Origin of the sequence: Bradyrhizobium sp. AZCC 2176 (assembly GCF_036924645.1) — a bacterium.
In the GTDB taxonomy this organism is placed as follows: domain Bacteria; phylum Pseudomonadota; class Alphaproteobacteria; order Rhizobiales; family Xanthobacteraceae; genus Bradyrhizobium.
The window spans coordinates 3,027,197-3,041,434 of the sequence record NZ_JAZHRX010000001.1 but is presented as its reverse complement, the minus strand read 5'-3'; the positions used below and the strand labels follow the sequence as shown (position 1 = coordinate 3,041,434).

General features: G+C 63.7%; 14 protein-coding genes. 9 read left to right on the top strand and 5 right to left on the bottom strand.

Annotated elements, in window-relative coordinates:
• The first annotated feature begins 105 nt into the window (after positions 1-105).
• The 3 genes from modA to modC are packed head-to-tail and all read left to right on the top strand — an operon-like array spanning position 106 to position 2,248.
• Positions 106-891 (top strand): molybdate ABC transporter substrate-binding protein, encoded by a 786-nt coding sequence (gene modA, locus V1288_RS14065; RefSeq protein WP_334357598.1) that lies wholly within the window; start codon positions 106-108, stop codon positions 889-891.
• Positions 891-1,586, top strand: a complete 696-nt coding sequence (gene modB / locus V1288_RS14060) for a molybdate ABC transporter permease subunit (protein WP_334357597.1) — start codon at positions 891-893, stop codon at positions 1,584-1,586. The genes modA and modB overlap by 1 nt, the downstream gene beginning before the upstream one ends.
• A 2-nt stretch (positions 1,587-1,588) precedes the next feature.
• Positions 1,589-2,248, top strand: a complete 660-nt coding sequence (gene modC / locus V1288_RS14055; protein ID WP_334357596.1) for a molybdenum ABC transporter ATP-binding protein — start codon at positions 1,589-1,591, stop codon at positions 2,246-2,248.
• A 3-nt stretch (positions 2,249-2,251) separates the two neighbouring features.
• On the opposite strand, the gene ilvD is transcribed toward modC, so the two are convergent.
• From ilvD to V1288_RS14040, 3 genes are all read right to left on the bottom strand, one after another.
• The gene (gene ilvD / locus V1288_RS14050; protein ID WP_334357595.1) at positions 2,252-4,096 is read right to left on the bottom strand and encodes a dihydroxy-acid dehydratase; all 1,845 of its coding nucleotides are present in this window, start codon (positions 4,094-4,096) and stop codon (positions 2,252-2,254) included.
• A gap of 135 nt (positions 4,097-4,231) precedes the next feature.
• The gene (locus tag V1288_RS14045) at positions 4,232-5,425 is read right to left on the bottom strand and encodes a CaiB/BaiF CoA transferase family protein (RefSeq protein ID WP_334357594.1); all 1,194 of its coding nucleotides are present in this window, start codon (positions 5,423-5,425) and stop codon (positions 4,232-4,234) included.
• Positions 5,426-5,533: 108 nt separating this feature from the next.
• On the bottom strand, positions 5,534-6,463 hold the full coding sequence (locus V1288_RS14040) for a glycine reductase (protein ID WP_334357593.1): 930 nt from the start codon (positions 6,461-6,463) through the stop codon (positions 5,534-5,536).
• A gap of 1,111 nt (positions 6,464-7,574) precedes the next feature.
• Between V1288_RS14040 and V1288_RS14035 the strand changes: the two genes are divergently transcribed.
• Together V1288_RS14035 and V1288_RS14030 are read left to right on the top strand one after the other, a co-directional pair.
• Positions 7,575-7,802: a dodecin gene (locus V1288_RS14035; protein WP_334357592.1), complete on the top strand. Its 228-nt coding sequence runs from the start codon at positions 7,575-7,577 to the stop codon at positions 7,800-7,802.
• 246 nt (positions 7,803-8,048) lie between these two features.
• Entirely contained in the window at positions 8,049-8,315 is a 267-nt protein-coding gene (locus V1288_RS14030) for a sulfur globule protein precursor (protein WP_334357591.1), read from the top strand.
• A gap of 53 nt (positions 8,316-8,368) precedes the next feature.
• Here V1288_RS14030 and V1288_RS14025 read toward each other — a convergent pair whose 3' ends face one another.
• Positions 8,369-9,259, bottom strand: coding sequence for a LysR family transcriptional regulator (locus tag V1288_RS14025; RefSeq protein WP_334357590.1), 891 nt, complete (start codon positions 9,257-9,259; stop codon positions 8,369-8,371).
• A 119-nt stretch (positions 9,260-9,378) separates the two neighbouring features.
• Here V1288_RS14025 and V1288_RS14020 point away from each other — a divergent pair, with 119 nt between their 5' ends.
• Both V1288_RS14020 and V1288_RS14015 read left to right on the top strand, forming a co-directional pair.
• A complete protein-coding gene (locus tag V1288_RS14020) occupies positions 9,379-9,603 on the top strand; it encodes a hypothetical protein (protein WP_334357589.1) in 225 nt (74 codons plus the stop codon).
• A 2-nt stretch (positions 9,604-9,605) separates the two neighbouring features.
• Positions 9,606-9,893: a DUF1330 domain-containing protein gene (locus V1288_RS14015; RefSeq protein WP_334357588.1), complete on the top strand. Its 288-nt coding sequence runs from the start codon at positions 9,606-9,608 to the stop codon at positions 9,891-9,893.
• 29 nt (positions 9,894-9,922) lie between these two features.
• On the opposite strand, the gene V1288_RS14010 is transcribed toward V1288_RS14015, so the two are convergent.
• Entirely contained in the window at positions 9,923-11,716 is a 1,794-nt protein-coding gene (locus V1288_RS14010) for a potassium/proton antiporter (RefSeq protein ID WP_334357587.1), read from the bottom strand.
• Positions 11,717-11,958: 242 nt separating this feature from the next.
• Here V1288_RS14010 and V1288_RS14005 point away from each other — a divergent pair, with 242 nt between their 5' ends.
• Together V1288_RS14005 and map are read left to right on the top strand one after the other, a co-directional pair.
• Positions 11,959-13,269: a mechanosensitive ion channel family protein gene (locus tag V1288_RS14005; RefSeq protein ID WP_334357586.1), complete on the top strand. Its 1,311-nt coding sequence runs from the start codon at positions 11,959-11,961 to the stop codon at positions 13,267-13,269.
• Between the two features lie 113 nt (positions 13,270-13,382).
• Positions 13,383-14,207, top strand: coding sequence for a type I methionyl aminopeptidase (gene map / locus V1288_RS14000; RefSeq protein ID WP_334357585.1), 825 nt, complete (start codon positions 13,383-13,385; stop codon positions 14,205-14,207).
• Positions 14,208-14,238 lie beyond the last annotated feature (31 nt).

The window sequence follows — 14,238 nt, the reverse complement described above, 5'->3', positions numbered from 1 at the left end:
CATGGGATTTCCGGAACGGCGCTTCCGACGATCGCCCAATCGACCCCAACCAACGCCTGTCTTGTGCCCACTATCTGCGGCTGGCAAGCATGCATGGAGCGCCTCATGTATCGCAGCACCGGTATCTTCACTGCCCTTCTCGTTCTGACCGGAGCGCTCTACTCGCCGGCGGCCGCGCAGGACAAAACCCTAACCGTCTTTGCCGCTGCCTCGATGAAGAGCGCGCTCGACGAGATCGACACCGCCTATACGGCGAAGACGGGCGTGAAGGTCGTCGTCAGCTATGGCCCGAGTTCGGGACTCGCCAAGCAACTCGAACAGGGCGCGCCGGCCGACGTGTTCATCTCCGCCGACACCGACTGGATGGATTATGCGATGTCGAAAAGGACGATCAATGAATCGAGCCGGATCAACCTGCTCGGCAACAGCATCGTGCTGATCGCGCCGAAGGATTCCAGGATCGACAATGTGAACATCGGCGCCGGCTTTGACCTCGCCAAGCTTGCCGGTGACGGCAAGATCGCAACCGGCGACGTGAAATCGGTGCCGGTCGGCAAATATGCCAAGGCCGCGCTGGAGAAGCTCGGTTCATGGCAGGCGGCCGAGCCGAAATTCGCCATGGCGGATAACGTCCGTGCTGCCCTGACGCTTGTGGCGCGCGGTGAAGCGGCGCTTGGCATCGTCTACGCCACCGACGCCAAGGTTGAGCCCGGCGTCAAGGTCGTCGGCGCATTCCCGGCCGATTCCCATCCGGCGATCGTTTATCCCGTGGCGGCGACGACCACCGCAAAGCCGGAAGCGTCGAACTATCTCGCTTTCCTGCGTTCGACCGCGGCGAAGAGCATCCTCGAAAAATACGGCTTCAAGTTTCTCGTCAGCCCTTCGACCTGATGTTCGAGATATCGCCGGCCGAATGGACCGCCATCCTGCTCTCGTTGCGGGTGGCCATTGTTGCAACACTGGTGGCGACGCCGTTCGGCATCGCGCTGGCATGGCTGCTGGCGCGGCGTGAATTCTGGGGCAAATCCATCCTCGATGCGCTGGTTCATCTGCCGCTGGTGCTGCCGCCAGTCGTCACCGGTTATCTGCTGCTGCTGACTTTCGGCCGCCGGGGTCTGGTCGGTGCGTGGCTCGCCGACAACCTCGGCATCGTGTTCGCGTTTCGCTGGACGGGAGCAGCGCTCGCCTGCGGCATCATGTCGTTTCCGCTCCTGGTGCGGCCGATCCGGCTATCGATCGAGGCGATCGACCGCCGGCTGGAACAGGCGTCAAGCACCCTCGGCGCCGCGCCATGGCAGGTGTTCGCCACCGTGACTCTGCCGCTGGCGCTGCCGGGCGTGCTGGCCGGCATGGTGCTCGGCTTTGCCAAGGCGATCGGCGAATTCGGCGCTACCATCACCTTTGTCTCCAACATTCCCGGCGAGACCCAGACCATTTCGTCTGCGATTTATTCGCTAATCCAGACGCCCGACGGCGACAGCGCGGCCGGGCGGCTGGTTATCGTTTCCACCGTGATCGCAATGGGGGCCCTGATCGCCTCCGAATGGTTTGCGCGGCGCGCCACCAAACGACTGCACGGGAACTGAGCATGCTGCGCGTCGACGTCACCAAACAGCTTGGCGAATTCTCGCTGGAAGCCTCGTTCGAAAGCCAGGGCCGCGTCACCGGGCTGTTCGGCGCATCCGGCGCTGGCAAGACCTCGCTGATCAACATGATCGCCGGGCTGTTGCGGCCCGACCGCGGCATCATCGCGCTCGACGGCGAAACGTTGGACGACACGACGGCGGACGTCCATGTGCCGCCGCATCGGCGCAGGGTCGGCTACGTCTTTCAGGATGCGCGGCTGTTTCCGCATCTCGACGTGCGGCAAAACCTCGATTACGGCCGGCGCATGAACCGCCTTGCTGTGGATTCTTCCCAGCACAAGCGCATCACCGACCTGCTCGACATCGGCCACCTGCTCGACCGCCGGCCCGGCCAACTCTCCGGCGGCGAGCGCCAGCGCGTCGCGCTGGGCCGCGCGCTGTTGTCAAAGCCGCGACTGCTGCTGATGGACGAGCCGCTGGGTTCGCTCGACGAGGGCCGCAAGGAGGAGATCCTGCCCTATCTGGTGCGGCTGCGCGACGAGGGCATACCGATGGTCTATGTCAGCCACGATGCCGCGGAGCTGCGTCAGCTCGCGACGCAGATCGTCATGCTCAAGCGCGGCCGGGTGACCGCGCTCGGCGGCGTCAAGGTGCTGACGTAGCGCTCATTCCGGAACGATCCGCACCGCGCCGCGGGCGGCGCTGGTCGTCAGCGCCGCATAGGCCTTCAGCGCCATCGACACGTTGCGGCTGCGCTTCTTGGCCGGCTTCCACGCCTCCGAGCCGCGGGCCAGCATGGCTTCGCGCCGCTTGGCGAGGGTAGCCTCATCGACCACGAGGCTGATCGACCGCGAGGGAATGTCGATCTTGATGCGATCGCCATCTTCCACGAGGCCGATCAGGCCGCCTTCGGCGGCTTCCGGCGAGATATGGCCGATCGACAGGCCGGAGGAGCCGCCGGAGAAGCGTCCGTCGGTAATCAGCGCGCAGACCTTTCCGAGCCCCTTCGATTTCAGATAGCTGGTCGGGTACAGCATCTCCTGCATGCCGGGGCCGCCGCGCGGGCCCTCGTAGCGGACCACGACGACGTCGCCGGGCTTGATCTTGCCGCCCAAAATACCTTCGACCGCGGCGTCCTGGCTTTCAAAAATCCGCGCCGGTCCTTCGAACTTCAGGATGCTCTCATCGACGCCGGCGGTCTTCACGATGCAACCGTCCAGCGCGAGATTACCCGAGAGCACGGCGAGGCCGCCGTCTTTCGAGAACGCGTGCTCGGCGTCGCGGATGCAGCCGGTGGCGCGGTCGGTATCGAGCTCTTCGAACCGGCGCTCCTGGCTGAAGGCGACTTGCGTGGGCACATTGCCCGGGGCCGCGGTGAAGAATTTGCGGACGCTCTCGCTCTTGGTGCGCACGATGTCCCAGCGGCCAAGCGCGTCCTCCAGCGTCTTGCTGTGAACCATCGGCAGGCCGCGGTTGAGCAGGCCGGCGCGGTCGAGCTCGCCGAGGATCGCCATCACGCCGCCGGCGCGATGGACGTCTTCCAGATGCACGTCCGCCACCGACGGCGCCACCTTGCAGAGCACCGGCACCCGCCGCGACAGGCGGTCGATATCCTGCATCGTAAACGGCACCTGCCCTTCATAGGCCGCCGCCAAGAGATGCAGCACGGTGTTGGTCGAGCCGCCCATCGCGATGTCGAGCGTCATCGCGTTCTCGAACGCCTTGAAGTTCGCGATCTTCCGCGGCAGCGCGGTTTCGTCGTCCTGCTCGTAATAGCGCCGCGCCAGATCGACGATCAGGTGCCCGGCCTCGACGAACAGGCCCTTGCGGTCGGCATGCGTGGCCAGTACCGAGCCGTTGCCCGGCAGCGCCAAGCCCAGCGCCTCGGTGAGGCAATTCATGGAATTGGCGGTGAACATGCCCGAGCACGAGCCGCAGGTCGGGCAGGCCGAGCGCTCGATCACTTCGACATCGGCGTCGCTGACATTGCTGTCGGCGGCGGCGACCATGGCGTCGATCAAGTCGACCGCGCGGAGCTTGCCCTTGAGATTGACCTTGCCTGATTCCATCGGACCGCCCGAGACGAACACGGTCGGGATGTTGATCCGCAGCGCCGCCATCAGCATGCCGGGCGTGATCTTGTCGCAGTTCGAGATGCACACCATGGCGTCGGCGCAATGCGCGTTGACCATGTATTCGACGCTGTCGGCAATGATTTCGCGCGACGGCAGGCTGTAGAGCATGCCGTCATGGCCCATGGCGATGCCGTCGTCGACAGCGATGGTATTGAACTCTTTCGCGACGCCACCCGCCTTCTCGATCTCGCGCGCGACGAGCTGGCCGAGATCCTTCAGATGCACGTGGCCGGGCACGAACTGGGTGAACGAATTGACCACGGCAATGATCGGCTTGCCAAAGTCCTCGTTCTTCATGCCGGTGGCACGCCAGAGGCCGCGGGCGCCCGCCATGTTGCGGCCGTGGGTCGTGGTTCGGGAACGGTAGGCGGGCATGGTCTGTCCTTTTGGATCGGGAAAGGCGTCTTTTAGACGGTGAGCCCTGCCGATTAAAGCGCCTTGGCGCAGGGTCGCCATGCGCGGGCCCACCCAAAACGGGACAGGGTGCAGATGCCCCTGCCCCGGCTACCGCTAGACGACCTCGCGCGCGCGCAGTTCCGCGATCGCGTTCGCGTCATAGCCGAGCGAGGCCAGCACCTCGTCGGTATGGGCGCTGAGCGCGGGCGCCATCCGATCCAGCCTGCCGCCGCCATGGGCGAGCTGAAAGCCGCTGCCGGCGAAGCGCAGGCGTCCATAGGGCGTATCGATCTCCTGAATGGCGCCGCGCGCGGCGATCTGCGGATGGTCGATGACTTCCTCGACCTTCCAGATGCTGGCGCAGGGCGCGCCCGCGGCTTCCAGGATCTTTTCCCACTCGCGCGGGTCCTTTTTCGATAGCGCCTCCTCAATGATGGCGCGCAGTGCCGGCTCGTTTTCCTGCCGGGCGAACCAGTCGGCGAAGCGCGGGTCCTCCAGCGCTTCGGCGCGGCCGAGCGCGGTCATCAGCGCGCGGTATTGCTTCTCGCTGTTCACGGCGAGCAGCAAATAGCCGTCACCGGCCTTGAACAGATTGGCGGTGGGCCGGCGGCTCACCGCCTGATTGCCGGAGAGCTGCTGGCGATGGCCGGCGACCGAGTAGTCCGCGACCTGCCCCGACAGGAATGCCAGCGTCGCCTCCAGCATGGAGACGTCGACCAACTGACCCTTGCCGGTATGGGTGCGCTGGAACAGCGCGCTCGACACGCCGAAGGCTGCGGTCGAGCCCGACAACACGTCGCAGACCGCAAAGCCCGCGCGCGTCGGCCCGGTCTCGGCGTGGCCGGTGATCGACATGATGCCCGACAGCGCCTGGATCTTGCCGTCATAGCCGGCGCCCAGCCGCTCCGGCCCGGTCTGGCCGAAACCTGAAATGGCGCAATAGATCAGCCGCGGATTGATCTCCGAGAGCGCGGCATAGCCGATGCCGAGCTTGTCCATCACGCCGGGCCGGAAATTCTCCATCACCACGTCGGCTTGCGCTGCGAGCTGCTTGACGATTTTGATCGCCTCGGGCCTCGAGAGATCGAGGGTCAGGCTGCGCTTGTTGCCGTTGATGGCCTGCCAGCCCGGCGCGAGGCCGCGCTCCGCCCATTCGCGGCTCAGCGGCGTACGCCGCATGTCTTCGCCTTCGCGCCGCTCCACCTTGATGACGTCGGCGCCAAGCAGCGCGAGCTGGTAGCTCGCATAGGGGCCAGCCAGCACCTGCGTGAAGTCGAGAATCTTCACGCCTTCGAACGGTCGGGTCAAATCAGTTTCCTCCTGCGGGCGTCATTGCGAGGAGCGAAAGCGACGAAGCAATCCATTCTTTCTTCTCGTGGCGAGATGGATTGCTTCGCTTCGCTCGCAATGACAAAATCACGCCGCCCGGTTGCCGCGCGCGATCTCTTTCTGCTTGTCGAACTCGGCCCGGCGTCGCGCCAGTTCTTCCGGACTCATCTGCGCGATGTTGTTGTAGTCGAGCTTCCAGGCGGCATCCTCGCTCCAGCGCAGCGGTGACTGCATCGTGGTACGCGCACCGGGTGCGGACTCCAGAAGCCGCAGCGCCAGTTCGAGCGTCAGCGCCTGCGAGTCCACATCATGGGGCTTGCCGGCGGAATTGCCGAGCGGGAAATCCGAGAACAGGAAGCGCGGCACGGCCGCGTGCTCGACGATGTCCTTGGCGCAGCCCATCACGACGGTCGCGATGCCGTTGGCCTCGAGGTGACGCGCCACCAGGGCCGAGGTCTGGTGGCAGACCGGGCAGTTCGGAACGATCACGGCAACATCGACCTTGTCGGCGAGGCAACGGGCGAGGATGTCAGGCGCATCGACATCGATGGTCACGCGGTGGCTGCGATTGGTCGGCGCACCGAAGAAGCGCGGCGCGACCTCGCCGATCCGCCCCGCGGCGGCGGCCTTCAGAAGCTGCGGCAGCGGAAACCAGGTACCACTGTCGGTCGCTGTGGTGTGCTTGCGGTCGTAGCCGATATGCGAGATCCGCAAATCGTGCTGCTTAGACGTGTCGCCGTCATAGACCTGATAGAACTTGGCGCTGCCGTTGTAGGCCGCTCCGGGACCCTGATCGCCCTTGGTAGGGTCATACTTCGCGGCTGTCGTGATGATGGTCACGCGCGACTTGGCCAGCGGCTTTTTCAGCGCCTGGAACGGCGCATCGACATAGTGCGCCCAGCGGTAGGGCGTCGTGTATCCGATCGCGGCGTAATAATCGCGGGTCCGCTGCATATAGGGGATCGCGGCATCGTAATCGGGCACAAAGCCGAGTTGGTCGTCGAGGGGGCCGGACATTGTTGTGTCTCCTTGCGTTTCCACCGTCAGGTCATCGAATGACCTTCGGCTAAGCTAATGATAGTCCGCCTATTCCTCAACAGCGGAAATGCGGCCGGCGGGGGACCGGCCTCAACAGGCCCAGACGCACCTCTACGCTCGCAGGCGACGCACGCCCCGAGTTGATGCGACAGCTCGTGTCCCTCGAAAAAACGAGGGCGCAGGGAAGACCGGGTGCGCGCTGCACCCGCGGTCTCGTGTGCAATGTGCACAAAGAAGTGCGCACACGAGCATACAGGTCCAGCGGAGAGCATCCGGCCTTCCCTGCGCAATGGTTTGACGGCTTATGGCGCGCTCTTCCCGGAGACGAATTCCTCTTGCCTCCGTCGCTGCCGGATTGACGACCGATCGAACCCGGTTGGATTTCGATCAATCTCCGCCAGCTTGACACCAGCCACGGGTGCCAGAACCACACGCTTTTGCCGTACGCAACAACGCCGCTCGTCCTGCGCGGATCGATCGCTCACAGCCCCAAGACCAGCTTGAGGCCGCCCTGCAACATCTCGCGCGCGCAACGCCATCGCGTCCACCGCAACCCGCACTCCACGTATCGTGACGACGCGTACGCCCCTCTTCGATGAGGCGGGATGGCGCGAAGATGGAGCTGATTTGGGGGGAATGAGAAGCGGTATATTTTTGCTGCGCAATCTGGACGACCAAAATCACGTTGAAATGGCTGCCGAAATTCGATTTTGCGCGCAGCGGGTTTGGTGGTGTTTTTGGAAGCGAGACCGTGCGACCGTGGGCCGAAGCGCTCACTGATTTGCCCGGTCGGGCAAATTGAGCACACAACTCGTAGGGCGGATTGGAGCCCAAGGCGTAATCCGCCGCTTTAAGCCTGTGCGCCGATTGTATTCACTACGATCATTTCGGCATCGGTCGCAGGATAGCACAGCGGATGTGGCATTGGAGCCGCAAACGGCGGATTACGCCTTCCACTCCAATCCGCCCTACGCGCCAGAAGGCTTGGAACTGAAGGGGTCGAGAACTCGTTCAGAACAAGAGCTCACTCCCGATCGGACTAAAACCTTGGGAGAAGGAAGTAAGCCCATCGCCGCAATGGAGGTTAGCTATGCCAGTTGCCACTGGAACGAAGGATCACGTTTACAAGATCCTGGATCTCGTCGGATCTTCCGAAAAAAGCATTGAGGACGCCGTGCAGAACGCCATCACCCGCGCCTCAAAAACCATTCGCGAAATGAAGTGGTTCGAAGTCGTGCAAACCAGAGGCCATATCGAAAACGGGTCCGTTCGGCATTATCAGGTCACGCTGCGCGTTGGATTTACGCTGGAAGAGTGATTCCTGGCACAACGCCAGGCGCCGAGTTTTCAAGGGTCGCGGTCCGTGGCGGGCACGCCGGCACAGATCGCACCGACGACCTGCGCAGGATCGCGCTTCCTGATCACTCGGGTGAGGGCATCGAACGCTTGCTACGTGCTGTAAGTCACACCTGAACACCGGTTCATAAAAATCCCTCGAACTTCCTCCGCATCGGACACGTCTTATCAGCATGTCAGGCAATCACGCCTGGAATGGAGAACACAAATGTTTCGCAAGATTTCCCTCGCTGCCGTAGCGGCTTTCGCTCTGACCGCGGCTGCGGTTGCTCCTGCGTCCGCCGGCGGCGGTCATGGGCACGGAGGTCATGGGCATGGCGGCAGCGGCATGCATTTCGGCGGCCATGGTGGACATGGTTACTGGGGCCATCGCCACTTTGGGTCGTCGTTCTATGTCGGCGGAAGCTGCTACAAGACGATCTTCACCGCCTACGGTCCGCGCACCGTCAACGTTTGCGCTCCCGACATCTATTGATGCCGCACGGCACTTGAATGGAAAGGCCCCGGCCAACGGCTCGGGCCTTTCCCTCACTGTATCGCTTTCCTTTCCAGCCCCGCGCGTTGCTTCGTCAGCAAATCCCGCAGCGCCTGCACCTTGGGCGAATCGGCTCCCTTGCGCCAGATCAGGTAGGTATCGGCGCGGTTCTCACCCGGCGGCAGCCGATGGACCTTCAACCTCCGGCTTTCCGGAAATGTCGTCAGCACGCTTCTCGGCAGCAGCGCAACGCCCATGCCGGCGACGACGCATCCGAGCATGGCGTGATAGGAACCCAGCTCTATCGTTCGATTCGGCATTTGATCGCGAAGCGCATACCAGTCCTCCAATCGCTTGCGGTGCGGGCAGCCATGCTCGAACGCGATGATAGTGCGCGGAAAGTACGGATTTTTGCCTTTGCCAATCGCCGGCGTGTCGGCGGCGGAAACGATGACGGGTTCTTCCTCGAACACCGCCACCTTCTCGAACAGCGCTTCCGCAATCGGCAAGGTCACGAGCGCCGCATCGAGTTCATGGGCCAGCAGCGCCGTTGAAAGCGCCGGCGGATTCCCGGTACGAAGTTCGAGGGCCACGTCCGGATAGAGCCGATGATACTCGTTCAGCGGTCCGGGCAAGCGGACGGCGGCGGTGCTTTCCATTGCACCCAGACGGAAGGTGCCGCGCGGCCGTGGATCCTGCACCGCATGGCGCGCCTCTTCGGCGAGCGCGAGGAGCCGATCCGCGTAGTCCAGCAACACCTGTCCGGCCGGCGACAGATGCAGGCGCTTTCCTTCGCGAATGAAGAGTGCAACGCCGATATCGTCTTCGAGCTGTCGGATGCGCGTGGTCACATTGGATTGAACGCGATACAGCCGCTGCGCGGCCCTGGTCACGCTGCCTTCGCGAACCACGGCGCTGAATATCTTCAGATCGGACAGGTCCATCTATCTCTCATAGAGATCATATTTATCATTATAATTCATTTTATGTGATTATCTTTGCGTCGTAAAGCCATCGCATCGCGGCGTTTCAAGGCGGCGCAGCGCGAACGACGGAGCCGATGATGCAGGTCAAGAGCCGGTCCGAGGCCGGCGCCCCCGAAATCCGCCTGATGTCGCCCGCCGACTATTCCGCGATGAAAGAAAAGCTCATCCGGGAAGCGCGGGCCGCACAGGCAGCGGCTGTTCGGGCGGCGTTTGCACGGTTGATCGCAGCAGTCGTCGCCTTGGCAGCGCGGCTGAACCATCCGACGTGCCTGCCGTCGCCTGAACCTGAACACGGAGATTGATCATGTCCAAAGCCTACTGGATCGTGCGCGTCAGCGTTCGGCAGCCCGAACGATACCCTGATTATCTCGCCGCGGCTCGGCCGGCCTTCGAGAAATTCGGGGCGAAATTCATCGTGCGCGGCGGCCAATTCGAACTGATGGAAGGCCAGGCGCGCGATCGCAACGTCGTCGTGGAGTTCGCCGATTACGAAACGGCGATGGTCTGCTACCGGAGCGCAGAGTACCAGAAAGCGCGAGCGATCCGCCAGCAATATGCCGATGCCGATTTTATCATTGTCGAAGGCGCCTGACGGTCGGCTGCGCGATGCGCAGCGGGCAACTAGACCCCCGCCACCGACGACCAGATCTCCGCGAGCTTGCGCTTGGCCTGCTGCGTGCGCGTCAAGGGCACTACCTGCTCCTCCTCTTCGGGCAGCCGAAGGCCGACCACATTGACCCGCCCGCCGCCGATGCTGCGCGCGACCAGCACGATGGGATCCAGCACAAGCTCAGTGCCTGCCTTGGGCGCCTGGTCGAGATGAATGTCGAAATAATCGGCCAGCGTCAGCTTCGCCTGCTCTTCCCCGACGGTGACGCCGTAGATCTCGGCCAGTTCGCCGAGCGTGTGCTCGCCTGAGACCATGAAGTCGCCGAGCAGATGCGGGTCGGGCGCCGAGCTCGGCGCCATGTCGACGAAGAAGCGGTCCAGCGCCTCGGCCTTTTCAGGCGGCGCCAGCAGATAGATGTAATCGCCGGCCGCAACCGGGTCGGCCTCGACGGGCGAGAGAATCCGCTCATCGCGGATCACCAGCGTCGGCTTCGACCAGGACGGGAGCAGGCCGCGGCGGAAGTAGAGACTCTTCGGCCGTACCGGATAGCCGACCAGTTGCTGCTCGAGCTGGCCCGGCAGGTCCAGCTCGACGCGCCGCGGACCGCGGTCGACACGCGGCAGCGCCACGTGCAGCCACCGTGCCGCCGGCGCCAGCGTCCAGCCCTGCAGCAGCAGCGAGATGACAACCACGACAAAGGCGACGTCGAAATAGAGATAGGCCTTCGACAGTCCGACCAGCATCGGGATCGAAGCGAGAAAAATCGCAACCGCCCCGCGCAGGCCGGTCCAGGCGATGAAAATCTTTTCCCGCCAGTTGAACCGGAACGGCGCCAGGCACACGAGCACCGCGAGCGGCCGCGCCACCAGCATCAGCACCAGCGCCACGATCACCGAGGGACCCACGCTGTCCAGCAGGCGCTGCGGTGACGCCAGAAGGCCCAGCAGAACGAACATCACGATCTGCGCCAGCCAGGTCGCGGCGTCGAGAAACGTCACCACCGAATTGTGCGCGCGCGTCGGCCGGTTGCCGACGATGATGCCGGCGAGATAGACCGCGAGAAATCCCGAGGCGTGCGAGATCTGCGACACGCCGAAGATCACCAGCGCGGCGGTCGTGACAAAGGGCGCATGCAGGCCTTGCGGCAGCGCCATGCGATTGAGCGCCAGCACCACCAGACGGCCACCGGTCACACCGACGACGGCGCCGAGCAGGCCTTCGCGCGCGAGCTCCATGACAACATGCGCGGGCGAGCTTTCACCGAGTGAAATGAATTCGACCAGCATCAGGGTGAGAAAGATCGCAAACGGGTCGTTGGTACCGGATTCGGCTTCCAGGGTCGCGCCGACACGGGGGCGCAGGCGCAGGCCCTGGGTGTGCACGAGCAGGAACACCGCCGCGGCATCGGTCGATGCCACCACGGCGCCGACCAGCAGCGACTCGGTCCAGTTCAGATCGAGCGCATATTTGGCGGCCGGCGCGGCAATCAGAGCGGTGAGCAGCACGCCGATGGTTGCCAGCACCATCGATGGCCCCAGCACGATACGGATGCTTTGAAACTTGGTCCGCAGGCCGCCGTCGAACAGGATCAGCGCCAGCGCCACCGATCCCACCAGGTAGGTGGTGCGGACGTCATCGAAGGAGAGCTGGCCCGGCCCGGCGTCGCCCGCCAGCATGCCGATCAGGAGGAACACCAGCAGCAGCGGCGCCCCGAAGCGCAGCGCGAGCAGGCTCGACAGGATGCCCGCCATCACCAGGATGGCGCCCAGAAAGATGGCTATGCTGACCGAGTCGAGAGAAGCCATGAACCTCCGCAATAACCTTCGCAATCGCCGCAAATACCTGCAATTGCATCCTTCCTTATCGTTGCCACAGTTGAACGCCAACCCATTTCTTCGATAGCGGCAATGTGCCCGATTTACGGGCCTGACCTATCCCCGTAGCTGCGTATCGATGGCATCCGCACGCCGCTTGTGGGAATCTGCCTGCTACGCGCGAATCAATTTGTGCCTGATGAGGCCGGGTGGCCTCGAACGAGATTTTGCCGATGGATTTGAACGAGATCATCGAGACCCTGCACAACGCCGCGCGATCGGTCGGTGCGGAGGTCACCTCGCCCTGGTTCTATCTGCAGCTCGGGCTGATCCTGACTGCGGCCGGGCTCGCCTGGGCCGGCGGCGCGGCGGTCCGCTCCAGGATCGACGTATCGTCGGTTGCGATGGGGTGGCCGGCGCCGCTCCGGCTGTTCATCCGCGTTCTGGTCGGCAGTACGTCGACGGCGGTGTTCGCGGTGCTGATGATGCTGGCGCGCGGCGTCATGACGGCGTCGACCTGGCCGAGCCGCAGCTATCTGCTCGCGGTGGCCGCCAAGCTCGCCGTCGCGTGGCTGGTCATCAACCTGGTTACCTCGGTAATCCGCAATACCTTTGTGGTCCGGCTGGTGTCGATATCGGCATGGCTGGTGGTGGCCTTGAGCATCCTGGGCCAGCTCGAGCCGGTGATCGAAGCGCTCGACTCGGTCTCGATCGTGCTCGGTGACCTGCGGCTGACACCGCTGCTGCTGATCAAGCTCGGCGCGCTCCTGATCGTGGCGCTGTGGCTGACCAACATCGCCAGCAATTTCGTGGAAGGCCGGATCACCCGATCCGGCGATCTGACCCCGTCGATCCAGGTGCTGCTGGTCAAGATCGTCCGGCTGACGCTGATGGTATTTGCCGTTGCGGTCGCCTTGAGCGCGGTCGGCATCAACCTCGCGGCGCTCGCGGTGTTCACCGGGGCGGCTGGCGTCGGTATCGGCCTCGGCCTGCAGAAGATCGTGGCCAACTTCATCAGCGGCATCATCCTGCTGGTCGACAAATCGGTGAAACCGGGCGACCTCGTCACCATCGGCGACAACACCGGCCGCATCAGCACGATGAAGACGCGCTACATCTCGGTTGCCGCCGGCGACGGCCGCGAGTTCCTGATCCCGAACGAGGATCTGGTGACGCAGAAGGTCGTGAACTGGACCTATACCGACAAGAACACGCTGGTGAAGGTGCTGTTCAGCACCAATTACGACGCCGATCCGCGGGCGGTGTGCAAGCTGGCCATCGATATTGCCGGCGCGGTGCCGCGCGCCATCAAGAACAAGCCGCCGAACTGTATCCTGACCGAATTCGCCGAGATCGGGATGAAGTTCTCCCTGACCTTCTGGCTGCCCGACCCCGACGGCCTGGACAACGTGAAGAGCGAGGTGATGCTGGCGCTGTGGGACGCCTTCAAGCGCGAGGGGATCCGTGTTCCCTATCCGGTCCGCGAAATCCGCGTCCGCGGCGGTGCGCTGCCGGTCGAGCCCGTGGTGGAAGTTTCCGGCTAGATGCAAGCTTTTTTAGAGTCTCCGGCACCTCAACCCCGGCTTGCCGCTGACCGCTCCGATCACTAAATTAGACCATTATCAACTATTCCTGTTCGCCAAAGCATGACCCGCCCATGAGCTATATCGAAGCGTCAGATACCTCCTTGCGAAAAACCGGCCAGATCAAGCTGCATGGCGCGAGCGGGTTCGCCGGCATGCGCAAAGCGGGGGCACTGGTCGCCAAGTGCCTCGACGAGCTCACCGACATCGTCAAGGCGGGCGTTCCGACATCACGGATCGACGACTTCGTCCGCGACTTCGCCTTCAGCCATGGCGCCTATCCGGCGACGCTGATGTACCGCGGCTACCGTTATTCGACCTGCACCTCGATCAATCACGTCGTCTGCCACGGCATGCCCGGCGACCGCGCGCTGAAGGAAGGCGACATCGTCAATATCGACGTTACCTTGATCGTCGACGGCTGGTACGGCGATTCCAGCCGCATGTATGTGATCGGCCCGGTCGCGCGCAAGGCCGAGCGGCTGATTGAAGTGACCTATGAAGCCATGATGCGCGGCATCGCCGCGGTGAAGCCCGGCGCCACCACCGGCGACATCGGCCACGCCATCCAGAGTTTTGTCGAGCCGCAGGGCATGAGCGTGGTGCGCGATTTCTGCGGCCACGGCCTCGGGCGCATGTTCCATGACGAGCCGAACATCATCCATATCGGCCGGCCCGGCGAAGGCGTGATGCTGAAGCCCGGCATGTTCTTCACCATCGAGCCGATGATCAATCTCGGCAAGCCGCATGTAAAAATCCTGTCCGACGGCTGGACCGCGGTGACGCGCGACCGCTCGCTGTCGGCGCAGTTCGAGCATTCGGTCGGCGTGACCGCCAACGGCGTCGAAATCTTCACGTTGTCAGAGCGCAACGGTGAGAAGCCGCTGGTTACGACGTAGTTGGGCCGAAGCGCGCCGCGCCCGCGCAGGC

What these genes read in the sequence shown, in the direction of transcription:
- modC (WP_334357596.1), top strand. Translation starts at nt 1,589, where the DNA reads ATGCTGCGCGTCGACGTCACCAAACAGCTTGGCGAATTCTCGCTGGAA.
- modA (WP_334357598.1), top strand. Translation starts at nt 106, where the DNA reads ATGTATCGCAGCACCGGTATCTTCACTGCCCTTCTCGTTCTGACCGGA.
- V1288_RS14035 (WP_334357592.1), top strand. Translation starts at nt 7,575, where the DNA reads ATGCCAGTTGCCACTGGAACGAAGGATCACGTTTACAAGATCCTGGAT.
- map (WP_334357585.1), top strand. Translation starts at nt 13,383, where the DNA reads ATGAGCTATATCGAAGCGTCAGATACCTCCTTGCGAAAAACCGGCCAG.
- V1288_RS14025 (WP_334357590.1), bottom strand. Translation starts at nt 9,259, where the DNA reads ATGGACCTGTCCGATCTGAAGATATTCAGCGCCGTGGTTCGCGAAGGC.
- V1288_RS14005 (WP_334357586.1), top strand. Translation starts at nt 11,959, where the DNA reads ATGGATTTGAACGAGATCATCGAGACCCTGCACAACGCCGCGCGATCG.
- modB (WP_334357597.1), top strand. Translation starts at nt 891, where the DNA reads ATGTTCGAGATATCGCCGGCCGAATGGACCGCCATCCTGCTCTCGTTG.
- V1288_RS14015 (WP_334357588.1), top strand. Translation starts at nt 9,606, where the DNA reads ATGTCCAAAGCCTACTGGATCGTGCGCGTCAGCGTTCGGCAGCCCGAA.
- V1288_RS14040 (WP_334357593.1), bottom strand. Translation starts at nt 6,463, where the DNA reads ATGTCCGGCCCCCTCGACGACCAACTCGGCTTTGTGCCCGATTACGAT.
- V1288_RS14010 (WP_334357587.1), bottom strand. Translation starts at nt 11,716, where the DNA reads ATGGCTTCTCTCGACTCGGTCAGCATAGCCATCTTTCTGGGCGCCATC.
- ilvD (WP_334357595.1), bottom strand. Translation starts at nt 4,096, where the DNA reads ATGCCCGCCTACCGTTCCCGAACCACGACCCACGGCCGCAACATGGCG.
- V1288_RS14020 (WP_334357589.1), top strand. Translation starts at nt 9,379, where the DNA reads ATGCAGGTCAAGAGCCGGTCCGAGGCCGGCGCCCCCGAAATCCGCCTG.
- V1288_RS14030 (WP_334357591.1), top strand. Translation starts at nt 8,049, where the DNA reads ATGTTTCGCAAGATTTCCCTCGCTGCCGTAGCGGCTTTCGCTCTGACC.